Genomic DNA, 21,889 nt, shown 5'->3' with positions numbered 1-21,889 from the left:
GAAAAACCATGTCATCTTTATAACTATTTATAATATCATTAATATGTTTGGTTTGCTTTTTTAAAAAATTATTAATTATTAATTAATAATGGAGGAAGGTCTTCTTCCTTACGTAATGTTAAAATTTCGCAGCCATTATTAGTTACCAAAATTGTGTGTTCATATTGTGCTGATAAGCTTTGATCTTTAGTCTTTACTGTCCAACCATCAATCATAGTATAAACATGATGATTACCAATATTTACCATAGGTTCAATAGTAAAAATCATGCCTTTTTTTAAAACTATCTTATTATTTCTTGTTGTGTAATGTAGAATTTGTGGTTCTTCATGAAAATTCTTTCCGATACCATGACCACAGTAATCACGTACAACAGATAAACCATGACATTCCACATGTTTTTGAATAATATATCCAATTCTATTTACATTAATTCCTGGCTTAACCACATTTAAAGCTAAATAAAGACTCTCTTGTGTAATTTTACACAAATTTTTACCTTCAACAGTCGGTTTTCCAACTATAAACATTTTAGATGTATCGCCGTGATATGAATCTTTAATAACTGTCACATCAATATTAACAATATCTCCATTTTTTAGTATTTGATCATCATTAGGAATACCATGGCATACTACTTCATTTACAGATATACATACGGATTTAGGAAATCCTTTATATCCTAGGCATGCTGGAATTACATTTTGTTTATAGATCATATATTCATGACATATATGATCTATTTTACCTGTGGTTATACCTGGTATTACATATTGTTCTATCATTTCTAACACATCAGCAGCTAAATGACAGGCAATTCGAATTTTTTTTATTTCCTCATTATTTTTTAAAAAAATAGACATTATATTAATTCCAAAATTATAAGATTTTGTCTAACATTAATAATATTTTTATGTTAACATTCATATGCTAAATAAGTACATATGATTATACAAAGTACATCTAATTATTATAAATAGCTCATAATTTATTTTATATATTTAAAGTATGCTATAAAATAAAATTAAAGTAACTATAGTGCTAATTAATTATTTTTATAAAAGTTTAATATTAATATAAGTACATAATTATCTAAAGTTAGATATGTGTTGTAAGTATTAATCTAATTATTATTTGTTAATTTTTAAAATTATTTTTATAATAATCCGATATATCTATATATGCAGATCTAACTATAATAAATATTCAGAGGTATTAATGGCAATTATTTCTATGCGTAATATGATTAAAGCAGGTGCACATTTTGGTCATCAAACTCGTTACTGGAATCCCAAAATGAAGCCTTTTATATACGGTGCTCGTAATAAAATACACATAATTGATCTTGAAAAAACTGTTTCGATGTTTAATCAAGCTATCCTAGAACTAGGAAAAATTTCTCTTCGCAAAGGTAAAATATTATTTGTTGGAACTAAACGAGCTGCCAGTGAAGCAGTAAAAGAATCTGCATTAAAATGTGATCAATTTTTTGTTAATCATCATTGGTTAGGAGGTATGTTAACTAATTGGAAAACTGTTCGACAATCCATAAAACGCTTAAAAGAACTTGAAATCCAGTCACAAGATGGTACTCTTAATAAACTTACTAAAAAAGAAGCTTTGCTACGTGTACGTAAATTATCTAAATTAGAAAACAGTTTAGGCGGTATTAAGGATATGGGTGGTTTACCTGATGCACTGTTTGTTATTGATGCTCATAAAGAAAATATCGCAATTAAAGAAGCAAATAACATGGGTATACCGGTTTTTGCCATAGTGGATACTAATTCTAATCCAGATGGTGTTGACTTTGTTATTCCTGGGAATGATGACGCAATGCGTGCTGTTAATTTATACCTAGGTATTGTTGTTACAGCGATACACGAGAGTCGTTTACAAGAACATCAAAATTTCCGAACACAGGAAGATATGTGATTAATTTTAATAAATCAATTCTACAGATGATATAGCAGTATAGTATAATATTAAATAAATATTATGGGTATAATTTTATAACTAGTAAAAAATAATTTTTATTTTTATTTAAGTTTAAGACAAATATATAAAATATTAACCGAGGATTTGAAATGTCTGAAATTAATGCTGCATTAATAAAAAAACTGCGCGAATATACTGGAGCAGGCATAATGGAGTGTAAAAAAGCGTTAATTGAAGTAAATGGGGATATCCATTTAGCAATAGAATATATGCGTAAGTCTAGTTCTATAAAAGCATTAAAAAAAGTAAATAACGTTGCGGTAAATGGTATTATTAGGGTGAAAATTTTTGGTAATTATGGTGTAATCTTAGAATTAAATTGTGAAACTGATTTTGTAACAAAAAATATTTGTTTCTTAAATTTTGCTGATAAGTTAACAAATTGTGTGGTTTTAAATCCTGAAATTAATCTTGTTTCCCTTAAAAAACAATTCGAAGAAGAAAGGATTTCATTAGTAGCAAAGATAGGCGAAAATATTCAAATCAACAGACTGAGTATATTACAAGGTGCAGAACTGGGGTGTTACTTACATAGAGATCGTATAGGTGTATTAGTTTCCGGTTATAATATAAGTAAAAATCTAATAAAGAACATTGCTATGCATATTGCAGCAAGTAATCCTATATTTATCAAACCAGAAGATATACCCAACAATATTATTGAAAAAGAACGAGAAATTCAAATAGTAATTGCAAAAAAGTCTACTAAGTCAAGAGAAATTGCTGAGAAAATAGTAGAAGGTCGTATGAGAAAATTTGAAAATGAAATATCTTTAATTGGTCAAATTTTCGTTATGGATCATAATAAAACTATTAATGATGTTTTACAAGAACAAGACGCTGAAATAATTGAATTTATACGTTTTGAAGTTGGAGAACAATTGGAAAAAAATAATATGCATTACATCAAGGAATAAATAATTTTAATCTTCAAAAAAAAACCTTTTCAAATACGGCTTTTGTCTAATATATGCAATGATAAATCACATTGCTTTTGTTATATCTTAATAAAATAGTAATAATAGAAATAGACAATCGTCTAAATTTTATATTTCATTTATATAATTTTCTCGGAAACAGTCTGCTATGATAAATAATAAAAATACTGTTTATCAACGTATTCTTCTGAAGTTAAGTGGTGAAGCATTACAAGGAAAGGAAAGTTTTGGTATCGATACAAGTTTTCTTGATCTTTTAGCACAAGAAATAAAAGAATTAATTGCATTAGGTGTTCAGGTTGCAATAGTTATTGGTGGAGGAAACTTGTTTCGTGGAGCGGGTCTATCTAGATCAGGCATGAATCGCGTAGTTGGTGATCATATAGGTATGTTAGCAACTGTAATGAATGGTCTAGCTCTTCGTGATTCCTTACATCGAGCTTATATAAATGCTTGTTTAATGTCAGCAATTCCATTATCAGGAGTTTGTGAAAATTATAATTGGTCAAAAGCAATTGACCTTTTAGGGAAAAATCATATAGTAATATTATCTGCAGGTATTGGAAATCCTTTTTTTACTACTGATTCTGCAGCTTGTTTGCGCGGTATTGAAATTGAAGCGAATGTGGTATTGAAAGCTACTAAAGTAGATGGTGTATACTCTTCTGATCCTGCTCATAATGAAGATGCAATTTTATACGAGCAATTAACTTATTCTCAGGTATTAAATCAAGAATTAAAAATAATGGATCTAACTGCATTTACATTAGCTCGTGCCCACAATTTGCCTATTCATGTTTTTAATATAAACAAACGCGGCGCACTGCGCTGTATAGTAGTAGGACAAAAAGAAGGTACTATAATTAAAAATTAGTAATAATAATTAAACAGAATCAACCTAACAAAATTTAACATTTTTCTTTTGTTAAACATAATCAATTAAAAACACAAGGGTTTTGTAAAGTGATTAATGATATTAAAAAAGATACTGAAGTACGTATGGTTAAATGTATTAATTTATTTACAAAGATAATAAATAAAATTCGAACAGGACGTGCTGCAACTACTCTACTAGATAGTATTATGGTGAATTATTATGGCAGTTTAACACCTATTTATAAACTATCTAATATTAATGTAGAAAATTCACGTACATTGAAAATTAATGTATTTGATAGCTCAATTGTTGCTTCAATTAAAAATGCTATTAAAGCATCTGATTTAGGTTTAAATCCTCTTTCGGAAGGGGATAATATTTATGTTCCTATCCCAACATTGACTGAAGAGCGTAGGAAAGAATTAATTAAAATTGTAAGAAATACTGCTGAGCAAAGTCGTGTTTCTATACGTAATATTAGAAGAGATAACAATGATAAAATTAGAATTATGTTAAAAGAAAAAACAATTGGCGAAGATGACGAACATAATTTGCAACAGGATATTCAAAAAATAACATCTAAATATATTGCTCAAATTGATGTGTTGCTCTCAAAAAAAGAAAATGAATTAATGAAATTTTAACCATGATGTTAAATTAACAGATAGTAATTTATTAAACTTTTTAATTAAAAGTTTATGAGTAATAATTATTTTTTACGGCATGTGGATAGTGTCATGAAAAGATTGACTCTATTGGGTTCAACAGGATCTATTGGTATTAATACATTAGATGTGATTCGTGTTAATCCTGAGCTTTATCAAGTTATAGCATTAGTTGCTGGTGGAAATATTGACTTAATGGTTCGACAATGTGAATTATTTCAACCTCGATATGCTGCTATGGCTAATGAAATAGATGCTAAAAAAGTAAGAAATAAATTAAAATCTCTCAAAGTAAATACTGAAGTCTTATCTGGAATTAAAGTTGCATGTGAATTAGCTAGACTTAGTGAAGTTGATCAGGTAATGGCTGCTATAGTTGGGATATCAGGATTATTACCCACGTGGTCAGCAATTCGCGCTGGTAAAACAGTTTTGTTAGCCAATAAGGAATCTTTGGTTACCTGTGGTCGTATATTTATGGAAGCAGTAAAAAAACACAATGCAAAATTACTGCCCGTTGATAGTGAACATAATGCAATTTTTCAAATTTTACCATTTTCAGTGCAAAATCAGCTAGGATACGCTGATTTACGTAAAAATGGCGTAGAATCTATTATACTAACAGGATCAGGAGGTCCTTTTCTCAATATAGATTTAAAAAATTTAAATAAAATCTCTCCTAATGAAGCTTGTGCTCATCCTAATTGGTCTATGGGACGTAAAATTTCTGTTGATTCTGCCACAATGATGAATAAAGGTTTAGAATATGTTGAAGCACGTTGGTTATTTAATGCAAACGCAAATCAAATAGAATTAATATTACATCCTCAATCAATAATTCATTCTATGGTGAGATATTGTGATGGTAGTGTATTAGCCCAATTAGGTAATCCTGATATGCGTATACCAATTGCTAATACTATGGCGTGGCCTGCAAGAATTACTACAAGTGTACCACGGCTCGATTTCACTAACCTTTCTGCATTTACTTTTATTGAACCAGATTTTAATCGTTATCCTTGTTTAAAATTAATGTTAGATGCTTTTAAAGATGGACAAGCAGCAACTACTATCTTAAATGCCGCTAATGAAATTGCTGTTGAGGCTTTTTTAAATCATAAAATTAAATTTACTGATATTGCATCCTTAAACAGTGCTGTTTTGACAGCCTTTTCTTGTCAAGAACCAGCCACATTAGAAGCTGTACTGGAAATAGATCGAATAGCACGAGATGTTACTGAGAAGATGTTAGTGTTATTTGATTAGTACTGAAAATTATTATAACAATACTGTTTGATTGATTTAATTGACAATGTTATAGTTAAATAAAGATCATGGAAAAATGTTATTATTATAATTGTTTCATACTATAATAAACTAAAAATTGTTTTATTGCGGAAAAATTAATTATCTATTATGTTTGTTGATATATGTCTTTTGATAATAAAATTCATAACGATCAAATAAATAATCCATATCATATAGCAATTATTATGGATGGTAATGGACGCTGGGCACTTAATAAAGGAAGATCGCGTATTTATGGTCATAAAGCAGGTGTTGAGTCTGTAAAAAGATCTATTAGATTTGCTTTAAATCACAATATTAGAGTATTAACACTATATACTTTCAGTAGAGATAATTGGAACCGACCAAAGCAAGAAGTAAATGATTTGATAGAGTTGTTTATATCATCTTTAGAAATAGAAGTAGAAAATCTTCATAGACATGGTATTTGCTTATGTATTATTGGTGATGTAGTTTTTTTTAATAAAATAATCCAAGATCGTATTAAATATGCTGAAATGTTAACTAAAAACAATAACAAATTGATACTAAACATAGCTATTAATTATGATGGCAGATGGGATATAACTGAAAGTGCAAAAAAAATAGCGAAAAAAGTAAAAAATGGATTATTATCTCCTGAGCATATAACTGAAGATAGTTTAACATCTCACCTGACTACTAGTAATTTGCCTGAAGTAGATTTATTAATCAGAACAGGAGGTGAATATAGGATTAGTAATTTTTTATTATGGCAACTAGCTTATGCTGAGTTTTACTTTACTAATATTCTTTGGCCTGATTTTGATGAGCACATATTTGATATTGCTTTAAAGGAATTTTATTTAAGAGAAAGACGTTATGGTAGATTGTTGCCGGATACTACCAAATAGAAAAGGGGTATCTGTTTTGAAAAATCGTTTTTTTGCTGCTTTGATTTTAATTGTGTTTATAATTTTTGCGGTATTTTTATTATCTCCTTTAAATTTTGAGTTAATTGTTTTAGCTGTATGCGTTCTTGCAGCTTGGGAATGGAGTAACTTGTCTGGTATAATTTTATTATATCAGCGTGTAATAATGTCTATATTATTTGGTTTTATATTATTTGTATTAATGCTATTTCTTAATATTTATAAATATAATATCTATTCATTAATAGTAACCACATTATTATGGATCTCTTTAACCTGGTGGATCATAGCACTATTTTTGGTACTAACCTATCCTCTCTCTTCTTTTCTCTGGAACAACTCTAATTTAATCCGTGCTGTTTTTGGTATTCTTACTCTTATTCCTTTTTTTTATATCTTAGCAGTATTTAGATGCTTAAATTATGATAAAAATCAATTTATAGGATCTTGGTGGATTCTATATATTATTTTTTTAGTATGTTGTATAGATTCTAGTGCTTATTTCTTTGGCAATGTTTTTGGTAAGAATAAACTAGCACCTATAATTTCACCTAATAAAACATGGGAAGGTTTTGCTTTTAGCTTAATTTTTTCGTTTTTGATAAATCTTTTATTTTTTAAATTAAAAATTTTAGATTTTTCGAAAAAACATTTAGTAATTTTTTCAATTGTAATTACTTTTGCATCTCTTTTGGGAGATCTTACAGAGAGCATGATGAAACGTGAAATCGGTATTAAGGATAGTAGTAATATAATTCCCGGACATGGTGGAATTCTTGATCGCATAGATAGTTTAACTACGGTTGTTCCAGTTTTTAGTTTATTTATGGTTTTTTATCTGAAATAGTTTTGAGGATTATACAGGCATGTTAAATGTGATCTGGAATATAGGAGTTTTTATAATAACTTTTAGTGTATTAGTGACGGTACATGAACTAGGGCATTTTTTTGTAGCTAGATATTATGGAGTAAAGATAAATCGTTTTTCTATTGGTTTTGGTAAATCAATTTTTAAGTTTAATCTTTATGATACTGAATTTGTTGTTTCAATATTTCCTGTTGGTGGCTATGTAAAAATGCTTGACGAACGTGCATGTGAAGTTCCTCTACATTTACTGCACAAAACCTTTAACAGAAAACCAATTTGGCAAAGAATTTTTATTATTTTAGCAGGTCCTATAGCTAATTTAATAATGGCTATTTTTATATATTCAATTTTATTTTTTCAAATCGGTACCATGAATGCTCCAGTTATTGGTAAAGTTATAGAAGATTCAGTAATAGGAAAGGCACATATTAATTCTGGAGCGGAAATTAAGAAAGTTGATAATATTGTAACTCCCGATTGGGATACGGTACGTATGGCATTAATGTCTAAACATAAAAATTCTACTGTTACACTAACATTTGCTAATATTAACGAAAATATTATTTATAAAAAAGAATTTAACTTAAATAAATTAAATTTTGATCTTCCACGTAGAGATCCATTATTAGTATTAGGTATTATACCATATCCAATTGTAAATTTTTTAGTAACTAAAATTAGTGATATAAATATGTTAAATAAATATAATTTAAAAGAGGGAGATATTATCACTAAGTTAGATGGCAATATATTATTGCGTTCACAACCTTTCATAAATTATGTAAAATATTTTCAAAAAAAAAATATAGAAATAGAAATTAATCGTAATAATAAAATATTAAAATTTAAGACTGATGCAAATGAACTTATTCAAAACAATATTAAAAACAATATATTAATAACGTCACAAACTGTTTTTCCTAAAAATTATAAAATTATTCATAGGTATAATATATTTGCTGCATTAAGACAATCTCTCATAAAAACTTGGCAAATCATTAAAATGATTGTTGATTCAATATTTAACTTGATCAATGGTAATTATAAATTAGATAATTTGAGTGGTCCGATTACAATTGCTAAAGGGGCAACTGCATCAGCTAAACTTGGAATAATGCATTACCTGTTCTTTTTATCTTTAATTAGCATTAATATTAGTTTATTTAATTTACTACCTTTACCTATTTTAGATGGTGGCCATATATTGTTTTTGATAATAGAAAAATTAACAGGAAAACCTTTATCTGATCAAGCATATAATATTTTTTCATGGGTAGGTTTTAGTATTCTCATCATCTTAATAACAATTGCATTATCTAATGATTTTTCAAAATTTACAAGTAATCTATAATTCATATAAAGTTATCTAATGGGAAAAATTATAATACAAATGATAATAAAAAAATTGTTATTTAGTCTCTTATTTTTAATTGCTATTGATGTTTACGCCAATGATAAAATTAAAAATATTAATTTTGAAGGATTGAAAAGGATACCTTTAAACTTAATATCGTCTAAAATACCATTAAAGTCTGGTGATGTTGTTGATAAAATTGCAATCAAAAACATCATTAAATTTTTATATTCTACTAATAATTTTGAACAAGTGAAGGTTATAAAAAATAATGATACCTTAACTATTAAGGTTAAAGAACTTCCTATTATATCTAAAGTGACTATCATCGGCAATAAAATTATCAATAAAGAAAAAATAGAAAAAATATTTGAAGATGCTAACATAATAGCTGGTAATGTTATAAACCGAAACTCGATTTTTCTCACAAGTAAATCACTTGAAGAATTTTATTCCAATATAGGTAAATACAATTTTACTATAAAAACTATTATTACTCCTATTCCTAATAATTATTCTAATATTATATTCATACTAAAAGAGGGTGAATTTTCAAAAATTGATCAAATTAATATTCTTGGTAATAAGAAATTCACTTATAGTAAATTATTATCTTTATTTGATATTCGAGATAAAAAAAAGTGGTGGAATATACTGAAAAGTCGAATCTATCAGAAACAAAAACTAGACAATGCTGTTATAAACTTACGCAAGTTTTATCTCAAAAATGGTTATATACGTTTTAAAGTAAAATCTGCCAAATTAAGCTTAACACCAAATAAAAAGAGAGTTTATATTACCGTATATCTTAATGAAGGTGATCAATATAAAGTATTAGATATAAAATTAAGTAGTAATCTTAATAATAAATTAGAACATTTAAAAAATCTTATTAAAATTACCAAGGATGATATATATAGTGTTGAAAAGGTCCATCAGGCTACAAATAGAATTAAGCAAGCAATTATCGATTATGGATATGCATATCCAATTATACATGTAAATTACAAAATAGATGATGTTAATAAACAAGTAACAATATGTTTTAATGTTAATTCAGGAAATAGATACTATGTACGTAAAATACATTTTAAAGGTAATGACATATCAAAAGATATTGTATTAAGGCGCAAAATAGAACAAATGGAAGGTGCTTGGTTAAATGATAATCTAGTGAATAAAAGTACACGTATTCTTATGAATACTAATTATTTTGATCAAGTTAAAGTAGAAAAAAATTTTTTACCAAATAGCCCAAATCAGATTGATTTAACTTATAAAGTAACAGAGCATAAAACAGGAGGAATTAAATTTGGACTTGGATATGGTAAAAACAATAGTTTGAATTTTCAAAGCAGTATAAGCCAAAACAATTTATTTGGAACAGGAAATATCTTTACAATCAATGTATTCAAAGAGCATGGTCACAAAAAAGCTGATATTGTATTAATCGATCCTTACTTTTCAGTAGAAGGCATTAGTTTAAGTAAGCATGTTTTTTATAATAGAATGATCTCAGATAATGGACCTAATGGATATAGTAACTTAGGATATAATAATATAAGTTATGGAGGGGATTTTTCACTAGGTTTTCCAATGAGCAATACAAGTACACTAAATCTAGGTATGGGTTATACTAAAAATAATATTTTTAATATATCAAAACAAATATCTATATATCGATATTTTCAATCTATTAAAAACAATGATTTTTTTGACAACGATTTTAAATTATTAACTAATGATTTTGATTTTAATTTTGGTTGGACCTATAATTCACTTAGTCAACCTTTTTTACCTATAACAGGAAACTTTACGAATTTAAATAGTAAAATTGCTTTCTTAAAATCAAGTAATAATTTTTTTAAGATTTTATTGGAAAGCTCTAAATATGTGCCAATTGATGAAGATAATAAGTGGATCTTGTCGGGTAGTGTACGTTTAGGTTTTGGTGCAGGTTTTTCAGGTTTTGGTAAAGAACTTGGAAAACGAGAAATGCCTTTTTATGAAAATTTTTATTCTGGTGGTCCACAGAGCATTCGAGGTTTTCAAACCAATACTGTCGGACCAAAATCTGTCTATTTAAAAAAATCAAATTCATTATCACCTAATTGCATATCAACAGGAGAGTGTACCATATCAGATAATACAATAGGAGGAGATGCTTTATTTTCTGGAAGTATTGAGTTAATATTTCCTATTCCATTATTAAATGAAAAATTATCTAATTCAATACGTACATCATTATTTTGCGATTTTGGAAATGTATGGGATACTAGGTGGGATACCATGTATAAAGGTGAAAAAATTAAAAATATGCCAAATTATAATGATCCTAAAAAAATTAGAATATCAACTGGAATTGCTTTTAAATGGTTATCACCGTTTGGACCTTTAGAATTTTCTTATGCTATACCAATAAAACAATATCAAGGAGATAACATAGAAAAATTTCAACTTTATGTAGGTAAAACCTGGTAATATTAATGTTTATAAAAATTATTAGATTGTTAATGACAAATAAAATATTGTAATCCCAATAACTTGATTATAATGAATTATTATAGGTAATTCTATATGAGACAATTTTTTCATTTAATATATTTGATTTTTATTTTAACTTTTTCAAATTATTTGCAGGCTTATGATAAGATTGCTGTCGTGAATGTATATTATCTTTTACAAAAAATACCACAAAATTCTAATGTTTCAAAAAAATTGGAAAGTGAATTTAGGATTCGTGCAAATGAGCTAAAAATACAAGAAGGTAAAATAAGAGATCAGTTTACTAAGTTAAATCGCAATAAATCAATTATGAAACTTACAGAAAGAAAAAAACTTGTAAAAGATATTACAAAACAAAATAATGAATTTTCAATTAAAGTTCAAAAATTCGAAAAAGACAAACTTCGCCGTCAAATAGAAGAACGCAATAAAATCTTGGATAAGATCCACAATACGATAAAAAAAATTGCAAAAAAACACAGTTATGATGTGGTAATAGATTCTAAATCTACTGCTTATATACTAAGCAAAAAAGATATTACTAAGGAAGTATTAAAAAACATTAAATAACTATATCTAAAAATTTATAAACAGTATACATTGATTAATGTAATTATTTGCACATAATATAGTAGACTATTTAAGTCATATTATGTGCTTATATCTTGTTATATATTTAACCGTAAATAACACACATGAATGGTCTGAATTGTCATACTAATCTTTGATATAACAGTAATTTTTAATAGGATTAATTTTTATGGATTTAAATCAAATAGTTATTTTTTTTAATTAGGACAAGTATTTTGGTTACCGAAATTTATACTCTAAACATTGAAGATATTTTGGAATTATTACCTCATAGATATCCCTTCCTATTAGTTGATCGTGTGCTAGAAATAAAAAAACATCAATACTTGAGAGCGATAAAAAATGTTTCTATTAATGAACCATTTTTTCAAGGTCATTTCCCGGGAAAATATATTTTTCCTGGAGTTCTAATTTTAGAAGCAATGGCTCAAGCGACAGGTATATTAGCTTTTAATAGCATTGGTAAATTAAAACCTAAAGAGTTTTATTATTTTGCGGGTATAGAAAATGCTCGTTTTAAACTTCCTGTAGTTCCAGGAGACCAAATGATTATAAAGGTTAAATTTGAAAAAACACGTTGCAGTATCACTCGTTTCAAAGGTATAGCTACTGTTAATAAAAAAATAGTTTGCGAAGCTACCATGTTATGTGCTCGTCATTAAATAATATAATTTATATTACCTCTAATTACCTTTTACATTTATCCTCATTGAGAAATGAACTATAGTTTTACTAAAAGTTTATAATAGATCCATGTTTTTTTATTGAATTAAATGTGAAATTTATTGAAGTAACTGTACTAAAATTATATGAGATTTTAAAGTTCATAATAAAATATATAAGATCTATTAATAAAATCCAACCATGATTGTTGTTTAATTTATCGTAGTAGTAAAATTGCAATGAATATATTATTACTAGTAAGTAAAATATTATAATAAAAACTTGTTATGATTTTTTAATAAATTTATTAGGGAATAAATCCGTTTAAATGATATAATATTATGCATTATAAAATTTAAAAAACTATATCTGAAATATATGAAAAGAAAATCAGATTTAAGAGTGTTTAATTGCAAAAATAAATGTACATTAATTGCTGGTATAGATGAAGTAGGAAGAGGAGCTTTAGTAGGCAGAGTAGTAACTGCTGCTGTAATTTTTTCTCCTATTAAAACTATAGAAGGACTTTCTGATTCAAAAAAATTATCAGAACGTCAAAGAATATTACTTTATGATAAAATTATAAAAAATTCTTTGGCGTGGAGTATAGGTTATGCAGAACCTAAGGAAATAGATAAGATAAATATCTTTTATGCAACAATGCTAGCAATGAAAAGAGCTATAAATAATTTATCTATTGTTCCAAATTATATTGTAGTAGACGGTAATAGCTATCCAAAAATATCAATTCCAATTGAAGCAATTGTTAAAGGTGATAATATAATTGGTGAAATCAGTGCTGCTTCTATTATAGCAAAGGTAACGCGTGATCGAGAAATGATCATATTAGATTCATTATATCCCAATTATGGTTTTGCACAACATAAAGGTTACCCTACTAAAAATCATATCAAAAATTTAAAAAAATATGGAGTTACGCCATATCATCGGCTTAGCTTTAAACCAGTATTTAAAGCTATTACCTAGTACTAACAAAACAAAGTTAATATAATATTATGAATATACCACGCTTTATACATCTACGTGTTCATAGTGATTACTCTATTATTGATGGATTGATAACAATTAACTCTTTAGTAAAAAATGCCTATTTGTTAGGCATGCCTTCTATTGCTATTACTGATTTTACAAATCTATTTGGATTAGTACAATTTTATTCTAAATCTCATGATATTGGTATAAAACCAATTATTGGTTCAGATTTTAATGTTAAAAACAAATTATTTGGCAATAAATTGACTAAAATTACCATTTTAGCTTCTAGTAATATTGGTTACAATAATTTAATTTTACTTATTTCTCGTGCTTATAAGAGAGGATATGGAATTGCTGGACCAACTATAGATTTAGATTGGTTAGGTGAATTAAAAGAAGGATTAATTATTCTTTCTGGTGGACGTCTAGGTGATATTGGCTGTAGCTTGCTATTAAATAACAATGCATTAGTAACAAAATGTCTGGATTTTTATAAAAAACATTTTGCTAATCGTTATTACTTAGAATTAATAAGGACAGGTCGGCCAGATGAAGAAAATTACTTAAATGCAGCAGTAAATTTATCTATTAATGAACAGCTTCCTGTACTAGCTACTAATGAAGTCTGTTTTGTTAATCAACAAGACTTTTATGCGCATGAAATTAGAGTAGCTATACATAATGGTTGGAGTATTAATGATGATAAACGTCCTTGCAATTATAGTTCGCAACAATATATGCGTAGTGAAGATGAAATGTGTAATCTGTTTTCTGATATACCAGAAGCATTGAAGAATAGTGTAGAAATAGCAAAAAGATGTAATGTTACTTTAGAATTAGGAAAGCATTTTTTGCCAAAATTCCCTACAGGAAATATAAGTCCAAAAGATTTTTTAATCAAGAAATCAAAAGTAGGACTTGATAATAAACTTACAAATCTTTTTAAAGACCCAATAGATTTTACTAACAAAAAAGTTCAATATTACAAGCGTCTAAAATTTGAACTTGATACGATAAACCAAATGGGTTTCCCGAGCTATTTTTTAATAGTTATGGAATTTATTCAATGGGCAAAAGATAATAATATACCAGTAGGTCCTGGACGTGGTTCTGGTGCTGGATCTTTAGTAGCTTACGTACTTAACATTACAGATATCGATCCTATAAAATTTGATCTTTTGTTTGAGAGGTTCTTGAATTCAGAGCGCATATCAATGCCTGATTTTGATATTGATTTTTGTATGAATAATAGAGATAAAGTAATCAATCATGTCAATGAAATATATGGTAAAGATGCAGTTTCACAAATTATTACTTTTGGAACGATGGCAGCTAAAGCGGTTATTAGAGATGTGGGGCGGGTATTAGGATATCCTTATGGTTTTATAGATAGAATTGCGAAATTAATCCCTTCTGATATAGGAATGACATTGAAAAAAGCATTTTTAAATGAAAAGAGATTATTAGACCTTTATCAAACAGATGATGATACTAAAATACTTATAGATACAGCAATAAAATTGGAAGGAATTATACGTAGTATAGGAAAACATGCTGGCGGTGTAGTTATTTCCCCAACTAAAATTTCTGACTTTACTCCTATTTATTGCGATGAAAATGGTGCTAATCAAGTTACGCAATTTGATAAAAATGATGTAGAATATATTGGATTAGTTAAATTTGACTTTTTAGGATTAAAAACGCTTACAATAATAAATTCGGCAATAAAAATGGTAAATATTCAGAATCTCAAACAAGAAAAACCATTGGTTAATATTAATGAAATATCACTAAAAGATAAAGTAAGTTTTGATATGTTACAAAGTGCAGAGACTACTGCTATATTTCAACTTGAATCTCGAGGTATAAAAGATTTAATTAAGAGGTTAAAACCAGATCGTTTTGAAGATATAATTGCTTTAGTAGCACTATTTCGCCCAGGACCATTAAAATCTGGTATGGTAGATAATTTTATTAATAGAAAACATGGAAGAGAAATTATATCATATCCTGATATTAATTGGCAGCATAACATTTTAAAACCGATACTAGAATCTACTTACGGTATTATTCTTTACCAAGAACAAGTTATGCAGATAGCTCAAGTACTTGCTGGTTATACTCCTGGTAAAGCAGATATATTACGTCGAGCAATGAGTAAAAAAAATCCCGAAGAAATGGCTCATCAAAGATCTTTTTTCATAAAAGGTGCGCAAAAATTAGGTGTTAATGTCATATTAGCAACAAAAATATTTGATTTATTAGAAAAATTTGCTGGATATGGTTTTAATAAATCTCACTCTACTGCATATGCTTTAATATCATACCAAACATTATGGTTAAAATCTCATTATCCTGTTGAGTTTATGGCAGCAGCTATGACTGCAGATATTGATAACACGGAAAAAATTGTTGAATTAATAGATGAATGTTTTCGCATGAATATCAAGGTACTGCCACCAGATATAAATCTTAGTTTATATGAATTTATTAGCAAAGAAAAAGAAATTTTGTATGGAATGGGTGCAATTAAGGGTTTAGGTAAAATACACATTCAAATGATTATTGATATAAGAAATAAAGAAGGTTGTTTTAAAAATTTTTTTGATTTTTGTAAGGTTGTTATTATGAAAAAAATAAATCGTAGAGTAATAGAAAAATTAATCATGTCTGGTGCTCTAGATTGCTTAGATTGTAATCGTGCTTCAATGATAAGTTCAATTGATAAAGCATTTAAATTTGCACATCAAAGTACTCATATACAAGAATCCGGACAGTTTGATATGTTCGGAGTTGACAATAATCAAAAAGAACAAGTGAAAAGATATTATAAAAATGTTGCGCCATGGTCTGAAAAAAAACAACTTGATGCAGAAAAAGAATCTCTTGGTTTATATCTTACTGGTCATCCTATAAAATATTATTTAAAAGAAATTAATTATTACTCTAATGGAATTAGTTTAAAAGATGCTAATTTAATGCAAAATGGCAGGATAATTTCTGCCGTAGGAATGGCAATTGATATAAAAATCATGATAACTAAAAGCAGAAATCGCTTAGCTATTTGTACATTAGATGACAGTACAGGTAGATTAGAAGTAATCGTTTACACAGAAATATTAGAAAAGTATCAATCATTATTAAAAAAAGATAATATTTTAATAGTTAAAGGACAAACTAAGATCGATAATTTTGGTATTAATGTCAAATTAATTGCTCAAGAAATCATGGATATACAACAAGCACGATTAAAATATGTACGTGCATTGTCTATAATTATTACAGGAATTCAATATGACAGTAAATTATTAGATCAGATTAGTAAATTAATGAATCATAGCAATTTAGGAGCAATTCCCGTAAATATTTATGTAAATAAAAAAGATATGCAATCAAAATTAATATTTAATAAAAATTGGTTAATTTCTCTTGATGGAAATATAATTAATGAATTACAGTTGCTATTAGGAAATAGCTATATAGAATTTGAGTTCAATTAAAACAGGTACATTATGGATCCTAAATATTTAGACTTTGAACAACCAATAGTAGAACTAGAGGCAAAGATAAATTCACTAAGCTCAATTAATTATTTGTATGATAAAGGCATAAATATTGATGAAGAAATTAAAAATTTAAAAAAAAAAGTATTAATTTAACTCGTAAAATTTTTGCAAACTTAAATTCATGGCAAATATTACAATTATCGAGGCATCCCTTAAGACCTTATACTTATGATTATATTTGTAATATATTTGATGATTTTGATGAACTATCAGGTGATCGTTTATACGCTGATGATAAATCAATTATTGGCGGTATTTCTCGTTTAAATAAACGTCCAGTTATGATAATTGGGCATCAGAAAGGTCGAGAAATTAAAGAAAAAATAATTCGTAATTTTGGAATGCCTGCGCCTGAAGGTTACCGTAAAGCTTTACGATTGATGAAAATGGCAGAAAAATTCAAGATGCCTGTTATTACTTTTATAGATACTCCAGGTGCATATCCAGGAGTAAGTGCTGAGAAGCGAGGTCAATGTGAAGCTATTGCAAATAATTTGCGTTCAATGTCAATTTTAAAAGTACCAATTATATGTAATATTATAGGTGAAGGAGGTTCTGGTGGTGCATTAGCTATTGGTATTGGTGATAAAGTAAACATGTTAGAATATAGTACATATTCAGTTATATCACCGGAGGGTTGTGCCTCTATTTTATGGAAAAACATTAATAAAGCACCATTAGCAGCAGAAGTTATGAGTATTACTGCTAATCACTTAAAAGAACTCAAATTAATAGATAGTATTATTAGCGAACCATTAGGAGGAGCACATCGAAATTTATTTAAAATAGCTTACTACCTTAAAAGACAATTGCTAATAGATTTAGAATATTTAGACAAATTGAGCATTGATAGAATAATAAGCAATCGTTATCAACGTTTAATGAATTATGGATATAACTGATTTAAACACATATTAAATTAATATATTATTTAAAAGCTATTTGATTAATGCACGATATAATTACTCTAAAATTTCATTGGTTTCAATTTGATAAAACCATTGTTATTGACAAAAATAATGAGTTATCCATCTATGTTTTTTGAAAATATTGTTTCCTTACTTAAAAAAAATTCTAAAATAGTGTTAGCATTTAGTGGAGGACTTGATTCTACTGTACTTCTACATTGTTTATATTTATGCACAAAAAAATATCCTGAATCTAATATACGCGCTATACATGTAAACCATTCATTAAATGAAAACTCAAATAATTGGGCCAATCATTGTAGAGAAATATGTTTTAAATGGGAAATAGATTGTAGAATATTGAACGTTAAAATTAAAAAAAACCCTAAACAAGGGATAGAAGCTAATGCTCGTAAAGAACGGTATAATGCCTTAATATCATCTTTGCAAAATCAAGAAGTATTACTAACTGCTCATCATCTTGATGATCAATGTGAAACATTACTACTCGCTCTTAAACGTGGCAGTGGTCCGGCTGGATTATCTGCTATACATTCATCAATTGTAGTTGGAAAAAATAAAATATTAAGGCCTTTTTTAGAATTTTCACGTAAATCAATAGAAGAGTATGCAAAAAAACATGATCTTACATGGATAGAAGATGATAGTAATAGCAATATAAATTTCGATCGTAATTTTTTACGTCATTCTGTATTGCCTAAAATACTTTATAAATGGCCTAATTTTACAAAAACTGTATCAAGAAGTTGTTTACTATGCAAGGAACAAGAACGTTTAATTGATGAATTGTTATTAAACCAACTTAATAATCTTATACAAAATAATGGAAGTTTATATTTAATACCTCTATTGAAAATGAGCAATATAAAAATTTATGCATTATTAAGAAGATGGATTTCCCGAAGAGGGGAGTTAATGCCATCTTACAAGTTATTAAAACTAATTTATCATAAAATAATTTTAGGTACTGATGCTAAACCATGCTTACAAATAGGTAGATATGAAATACGTAGATATTGCCATTATCTTTATTGTCTACCAATTATTAAATCATCTATAAAAAACATTAAAATGATATGGCCTAATATAAATAATATTCTCTTATTGCCAGAGAAATTAGGTTTTCTTCAAGCTGATTATAATAATAATTCATTACGTCTACCAATGTCTCATGAATTAGTTAGTATTCAATTTTATGCTAGAGGTGATTTTTATTTGGTTGGCTATAAAAACAAATTAAAAATAAAAAAAATATGGCAGAAATTTAATATTCCACCCTGGGAACGTAATCGTATTCCTTTGATATATTATAATGACAACCTTATATCCGCAGTAAATCTATTCATTACAAATGACGGATTAATTCCAAATAACAAATATGGTTGGCAAGTATTATGGAATAAAAAATAAACACAAAGATAAAAAATATCTATTATTTTAATTTAATATATTACTAAATATGATAGCTTTTTATTTTTTAAGAATATTTAACAAAAAATCAATAATTTTATTGCATTTGATCATTTTTTTTTCACCCGTACTACGTACTTTGTACTCAATATCATTATTTTTAAGATTTCTTTCGCTAATTATTATAACATATGGTATTCCAATAAGTTCTATATCTGCAAACATAACTCCTGGAGTTTCTTTTCTATCATCTAAAATAACATCAACTTTTTTTATAATTAATTGGTTGTATATATTTTCAACGGTTTTTTTGACAATAGTAGAAGAATACATGTTAATTGGGATAATCGCCATTTCAAAAGGTGATAATGAAGTAGGCCATATAATTCCATATTTATCATGATTTTGTTCAATTACTGCAGCGATAATACGTGTTACACCAATACCGTAACATCCCATTAATATATTTTTGTTAGTACAATCTTCTGTTTGTACGCATGCTTTTATTATATCAGAATACTTAGTTCCTAATTGAAAGATGTGTCCTATTTCTATGCTATGTGTAACATGTAATATGCCTTGTCCATCAGGGCTCAAGTCTCCCGAAACTACGTTACGAATATCAGCAATATTAGTTAATTGTAAATCCCTACCCCAATTGATTCCAGTGTAATATTTGCCATCAACATTAGCGCCTGCAGTAAAATCGCTCATGTTTGATACAGTATGATCTACAATTATTGGTATTTTTAAATCTATTGGTCCAATTGATTTTGGTTCTGTTCCTGTAATAAAACGTATTTCTTCTTCACTTGCAAATATTAGGGGTGAATTAACTAAGTCAAGTTTTTCTACTTTTTTTTCATTTATTTCATGATCTGCACGAATTAATAATGCAAAAAATTTATATCCGCTTTCTTTTTTTGCTTTAACTATTATTGTTTTAATAATTTTTTTAATCGGAATATGCAAAAAATTTATAAGATATAAAATACTTTCCCCATTTGGTATATCAATTTTTAACAATTGTTGTGTTGGTAAAGCAAGTTTATCTTTTGGTATATACACTTCTGCACAATCTATATTAGAAGCATAAATAGATTTATCTGAAAAAACTATACGATTTTCACCATTATTTGCTATTACTTGAAATTCATGTGAAATATTACCACCTATAGATCCAGTATCTGCTTGTACCACACGAAAATTTAATCTCATTTGATTAAATATTTTACAATAAGAAGTGTACATAACATCATATGTTTTTTCTAATGAATCCTGACATAGATGAAAAGAATAAGCATCTTTCATAATAAATTCACGAGATCTAATAACGCCAAATCTAGAACGTATCTCATCCCTAAATTTAGTTTGTATTTGATATAAATTCAGAGGTAATTGTTTATATGAGTGTAATTCATTACTAATTAGATCAGTGATCACTTCTTCATGTGTAGGGCCGAGAACACATAAACGATTATGACGATCTTTTATCTTAAGTAATTCTGGACCGTATTTTTCCCATCTATTGCTCTTTTTCCATAAATCAGCAGGTTGTACTATTGGCATTAAAATTTCTAACGCTCCTATTGAATTCATCTCTTTGCGTATTATATTTTCAATTTTTTTTAATATGCGAATACCAGTAGGCAACCAAATGTATAAACCTGAGGACAATTTACGAATGATTCCTGCACGTAACATTAATTGATAACTAATTATTTCATTATCTGAAGAATTTTTTTTGTTTGTAGACAACAAGTATTTACTAGTGAACATTAACTATCCAAGGATAAAATATTAATAATACCACATAATATAAACAACATAACATAAAATAATCTACAGTAAAAAATACATTAATTATTAAATAATAAATAAATTACTAATTATCTTAATATGCATTCAAATAAATTTAAGTTAATAGCTTTAATTATATAAAAATATAATATTTATATTTTTCAGCTATATCTAATTTTTTTATAATAGTAATACATAAAAATACTAAAATATAATTAACTATGTAAATTAGCTAATCCATTATATTAATCTATCAAAATAAAAGATAGTATTTATTTGATATATGCATTTAATATTAAGCTAAGGTAAATCATGTTAATAATAATAAATAATTAAGTCAAGATATTAGTAATATTAAAATTAAAGATTGACTAATAACTTTAAACAAGCTAACATAGCAAAGCTCTTTAACAATTTATCAGACAATCTGTGTAGGTATTCATAGATTTAGCATTAACATTTTAAATGTATGTTATAAATATCTATTGAATAGATACGTGAGTTTATTACGTGATTTAATCTGTAGAAATA

At 27.1% G+C, this 21,889-nt stretch carries 16 protein-coding genes and 1 pseudogene; 15 read left to right on the top strand and 2 right to left on the bottom strand.

Features of this window, described 5'->3' with window-relative positions:
- Nucleotides 1–71: 71 nt before the first annotated feature.
- Entirely contained in the window at nt 72–863 is a 792-nt protein-coding gene (gene map, locus CRV11_RS01760) for a type I methionyl aminopeptidase (RefSeq protein WP_136131626.1), read from the bottom strand.
- Between the two features lie 355 nt (nt 864–1,218).
- Here map and rpsB point away from each other — a divergent pair, with 355 nt between their 5' ends.
- The 15 genes and pseudogenes from rpsB (at nt 1,219) to tilS (ending at nt 19,558) form a co-directional block, all read left to right on the top strand.
- Complete coding sequence (gene rpsB, locus CRV11_RS01755; RefSeq protein ID WP_136131625.1) at nt 1,219–1,935, top strand: 30S ribosomal protein S2; 717 nt, start codon at nt 1,219–1,221, stop codon at nt 1,933–1,935.
- Between the two features lie 152 nt (nt 1,936–2,087).
- Complete coding sequence (tsf, locus tag CRV11_RS01750; protein WP_136131624.1) at nt 2,088–2,915, top strand: translation elongation factor Ts; 828 nt, start codon at nt 2,088–2,090, stop codon at nt 2,913–2,915.
- 169 nt (nt 2,916–3,084) lie between these two features.
- Nucleotides 3,085–3,810, top strand: a complete 726-nt coding sequence (gene pyrH / locus CRV11_RS01745; protein ID WP_136131623.1) for a UMP kinase — start codon at nt 3,085–3,087, stop codon at nt 3,808–3,810.
- 89 nt (nt 3,811–3,899) lie between these two features.
- A complete protein-coding gene (frr, locus tag CRV11_RS01740; RefSeq protein WP_136131622.1) occupies nt 3,900–4,457 on the top strand; it encodes a ribosome recycling factor in 558 nt (185 codons plus the stop codon).
- 93 nt (nt 4,458–4,550) lie between these two features.
- Nucleotides 4,551–5,744, top strand: coding sequence for a 1-deoxy-D-xylulose-5-phosphate reductoisomerase (ispC, locus tag CRV11_RS01735; protein WP_136131621.1), 1,194 nt, complete (start codon nt 4,551–4,553; stop codon nt 5,742–5,744).
- Between the two features lie 164 nt (nt 5,745–5,908).
- On the top strand, nt 5,909–6,658 hold the full coding sequence (gene uppS / locus CRV11_RS01730; protein WP_136131620.1) for a polyprenyl diphosphate synthase: 750 nt from the start codon (nt 5,909–5,911) through the stop codon (nt 6,656–6,658).
- Nucleotides 6,627–7,523 (top strand): phosphatidate cytidylyltransferase, encoded by an 897-nt coding sequence (locus tag CRV11_RS01725; RefSeq protein ID WP_136131619.1) that lies wholly within the window; start codon nt 6,627–6,629, stop codon nt 7,521–7,523. The genes uppS and CRV11_RS01725 overlap by 32 nt, the downstream gene beginning before the upstream one ends.
- 19 nt (nt 7,524–7,542) lie before the next feature.
- A complete protein-coding gene (gene rseP / locus CRV11_RS01720; protein WP_136131618.1) occupies nt 7,543–8,895 on the top strand; it encodes an RIP metalloprotease RseP in 1,353 nt (450 codons plus the stop codon).
- Nucleotides 8,896–8,934: 39 nt separating this feature from the next.
- Entirely contained in the window at nt 8,935–11,379 is a 2,445-nt protein-coding gene (gene bamA / locus CRV11_RS01715) for an outer membrane protein assembly factor BamA (RefSeq protein WP_158674485.1), read from the top strand.
- Nucleotides 11,380–11,559: 180 nt separating this feature from the next.
- Nucleotides 11,560–11,973 (top strand): OmpH family outer membrane protein, encoded by a 414-nt coding sequence (locus tag CRV11_RS01710; RefSeq protein WP_158674484.1) that lies wholly within the window; start codon nt 11,560–11,562, stop codon nt 11,971–11,973.
- 236 nt (nt 11,974–12,209) lie between these two features.
- Entirely contained in the window at nt 12,210–12,656 is a 447-nt protein-coding gene (gene fabZ / locus CRV11_RS01705) for a 3-hydroxyacyl-ACP dehydratase FabZ (protein WP_136131615.1), read from the top strand.
- A 379-nt stretch (nt 12,657–13,035) separates the two neighbouring features.
- Entirely contained in the window at nt 13,036–13,644 is a 609-nt protein-coding gene (gene rnhB / locus CRV11_RS01700) for a ribonuclease HII (RefSeq protein ID WP_136131614.1), read from the top strand.
- A gap of 29 nt (nt 13,645–13,673) precedes the next feature.
- On the top strand, nt 13,674–17,153 hold the full coding sequence (gene dnaE, locus CRV11_RS01695; protein ID WP_136131613.1) for a DNA polymerase III subunit alpha: 3,480 nt from the start codon (nt 13,674–13,676) through the stop codon (nt 17,151–17,153).
- Between the two features lie 12 nt (nt 17,154–17,165).
- Nucleotides 17,166–18,121: pseudogene (accA, locus tag CRV11_RS01690) on the top strand (acetyl-CoA carboxylase carboxyl transferase subunit alpha).
- Between the two features lie 117 nt (nt 18,122–18,238).
- Nucleotides 18,239–19,558 (top strand): tRNA lysidine(34) synthetase TilS, encoded by a 1,320-nt coding sequence (gene tilS / locus CRV11_RS01685; protein WP_136131612.1) that lies wholly within the window; start codon nt 18,239–18,241, stop codon nt 19,556–19,558.
- 60 nt (nt 19,559–19,618) lie between these two features.
- Here the strand turns inward: tilS and CRV11_RS01680 are convergent, their stop codons facing one another.
- Nucleotides 19,619–21,337 (bottom strand): proline--tRNA ligase, encoded by a 1,719-nt coding sequence (locus tag CRV11_RS01680; RefSeq protein ID WP_136131611.1) that lies wholly within the window; start codon nt 21,335–21,337, stop codon nt 19,619–19,621.
- Nucleotides 21,338–21,889: the final 552 nt, after the last annotated feature.

The sequence above is a fragment of the Candidatus Pantoea edessiphila genome, assembly GCF_002933335.1.
Classification (GTDB): Bacteria; Pseudomonadota; Gammaproteobacteria; order Enterobacterales; family Enterobacteriaceae; genus Pantoea_C.
This window is presented reverse-complemented; position numbering and strand designations above follow the sequence as displayed.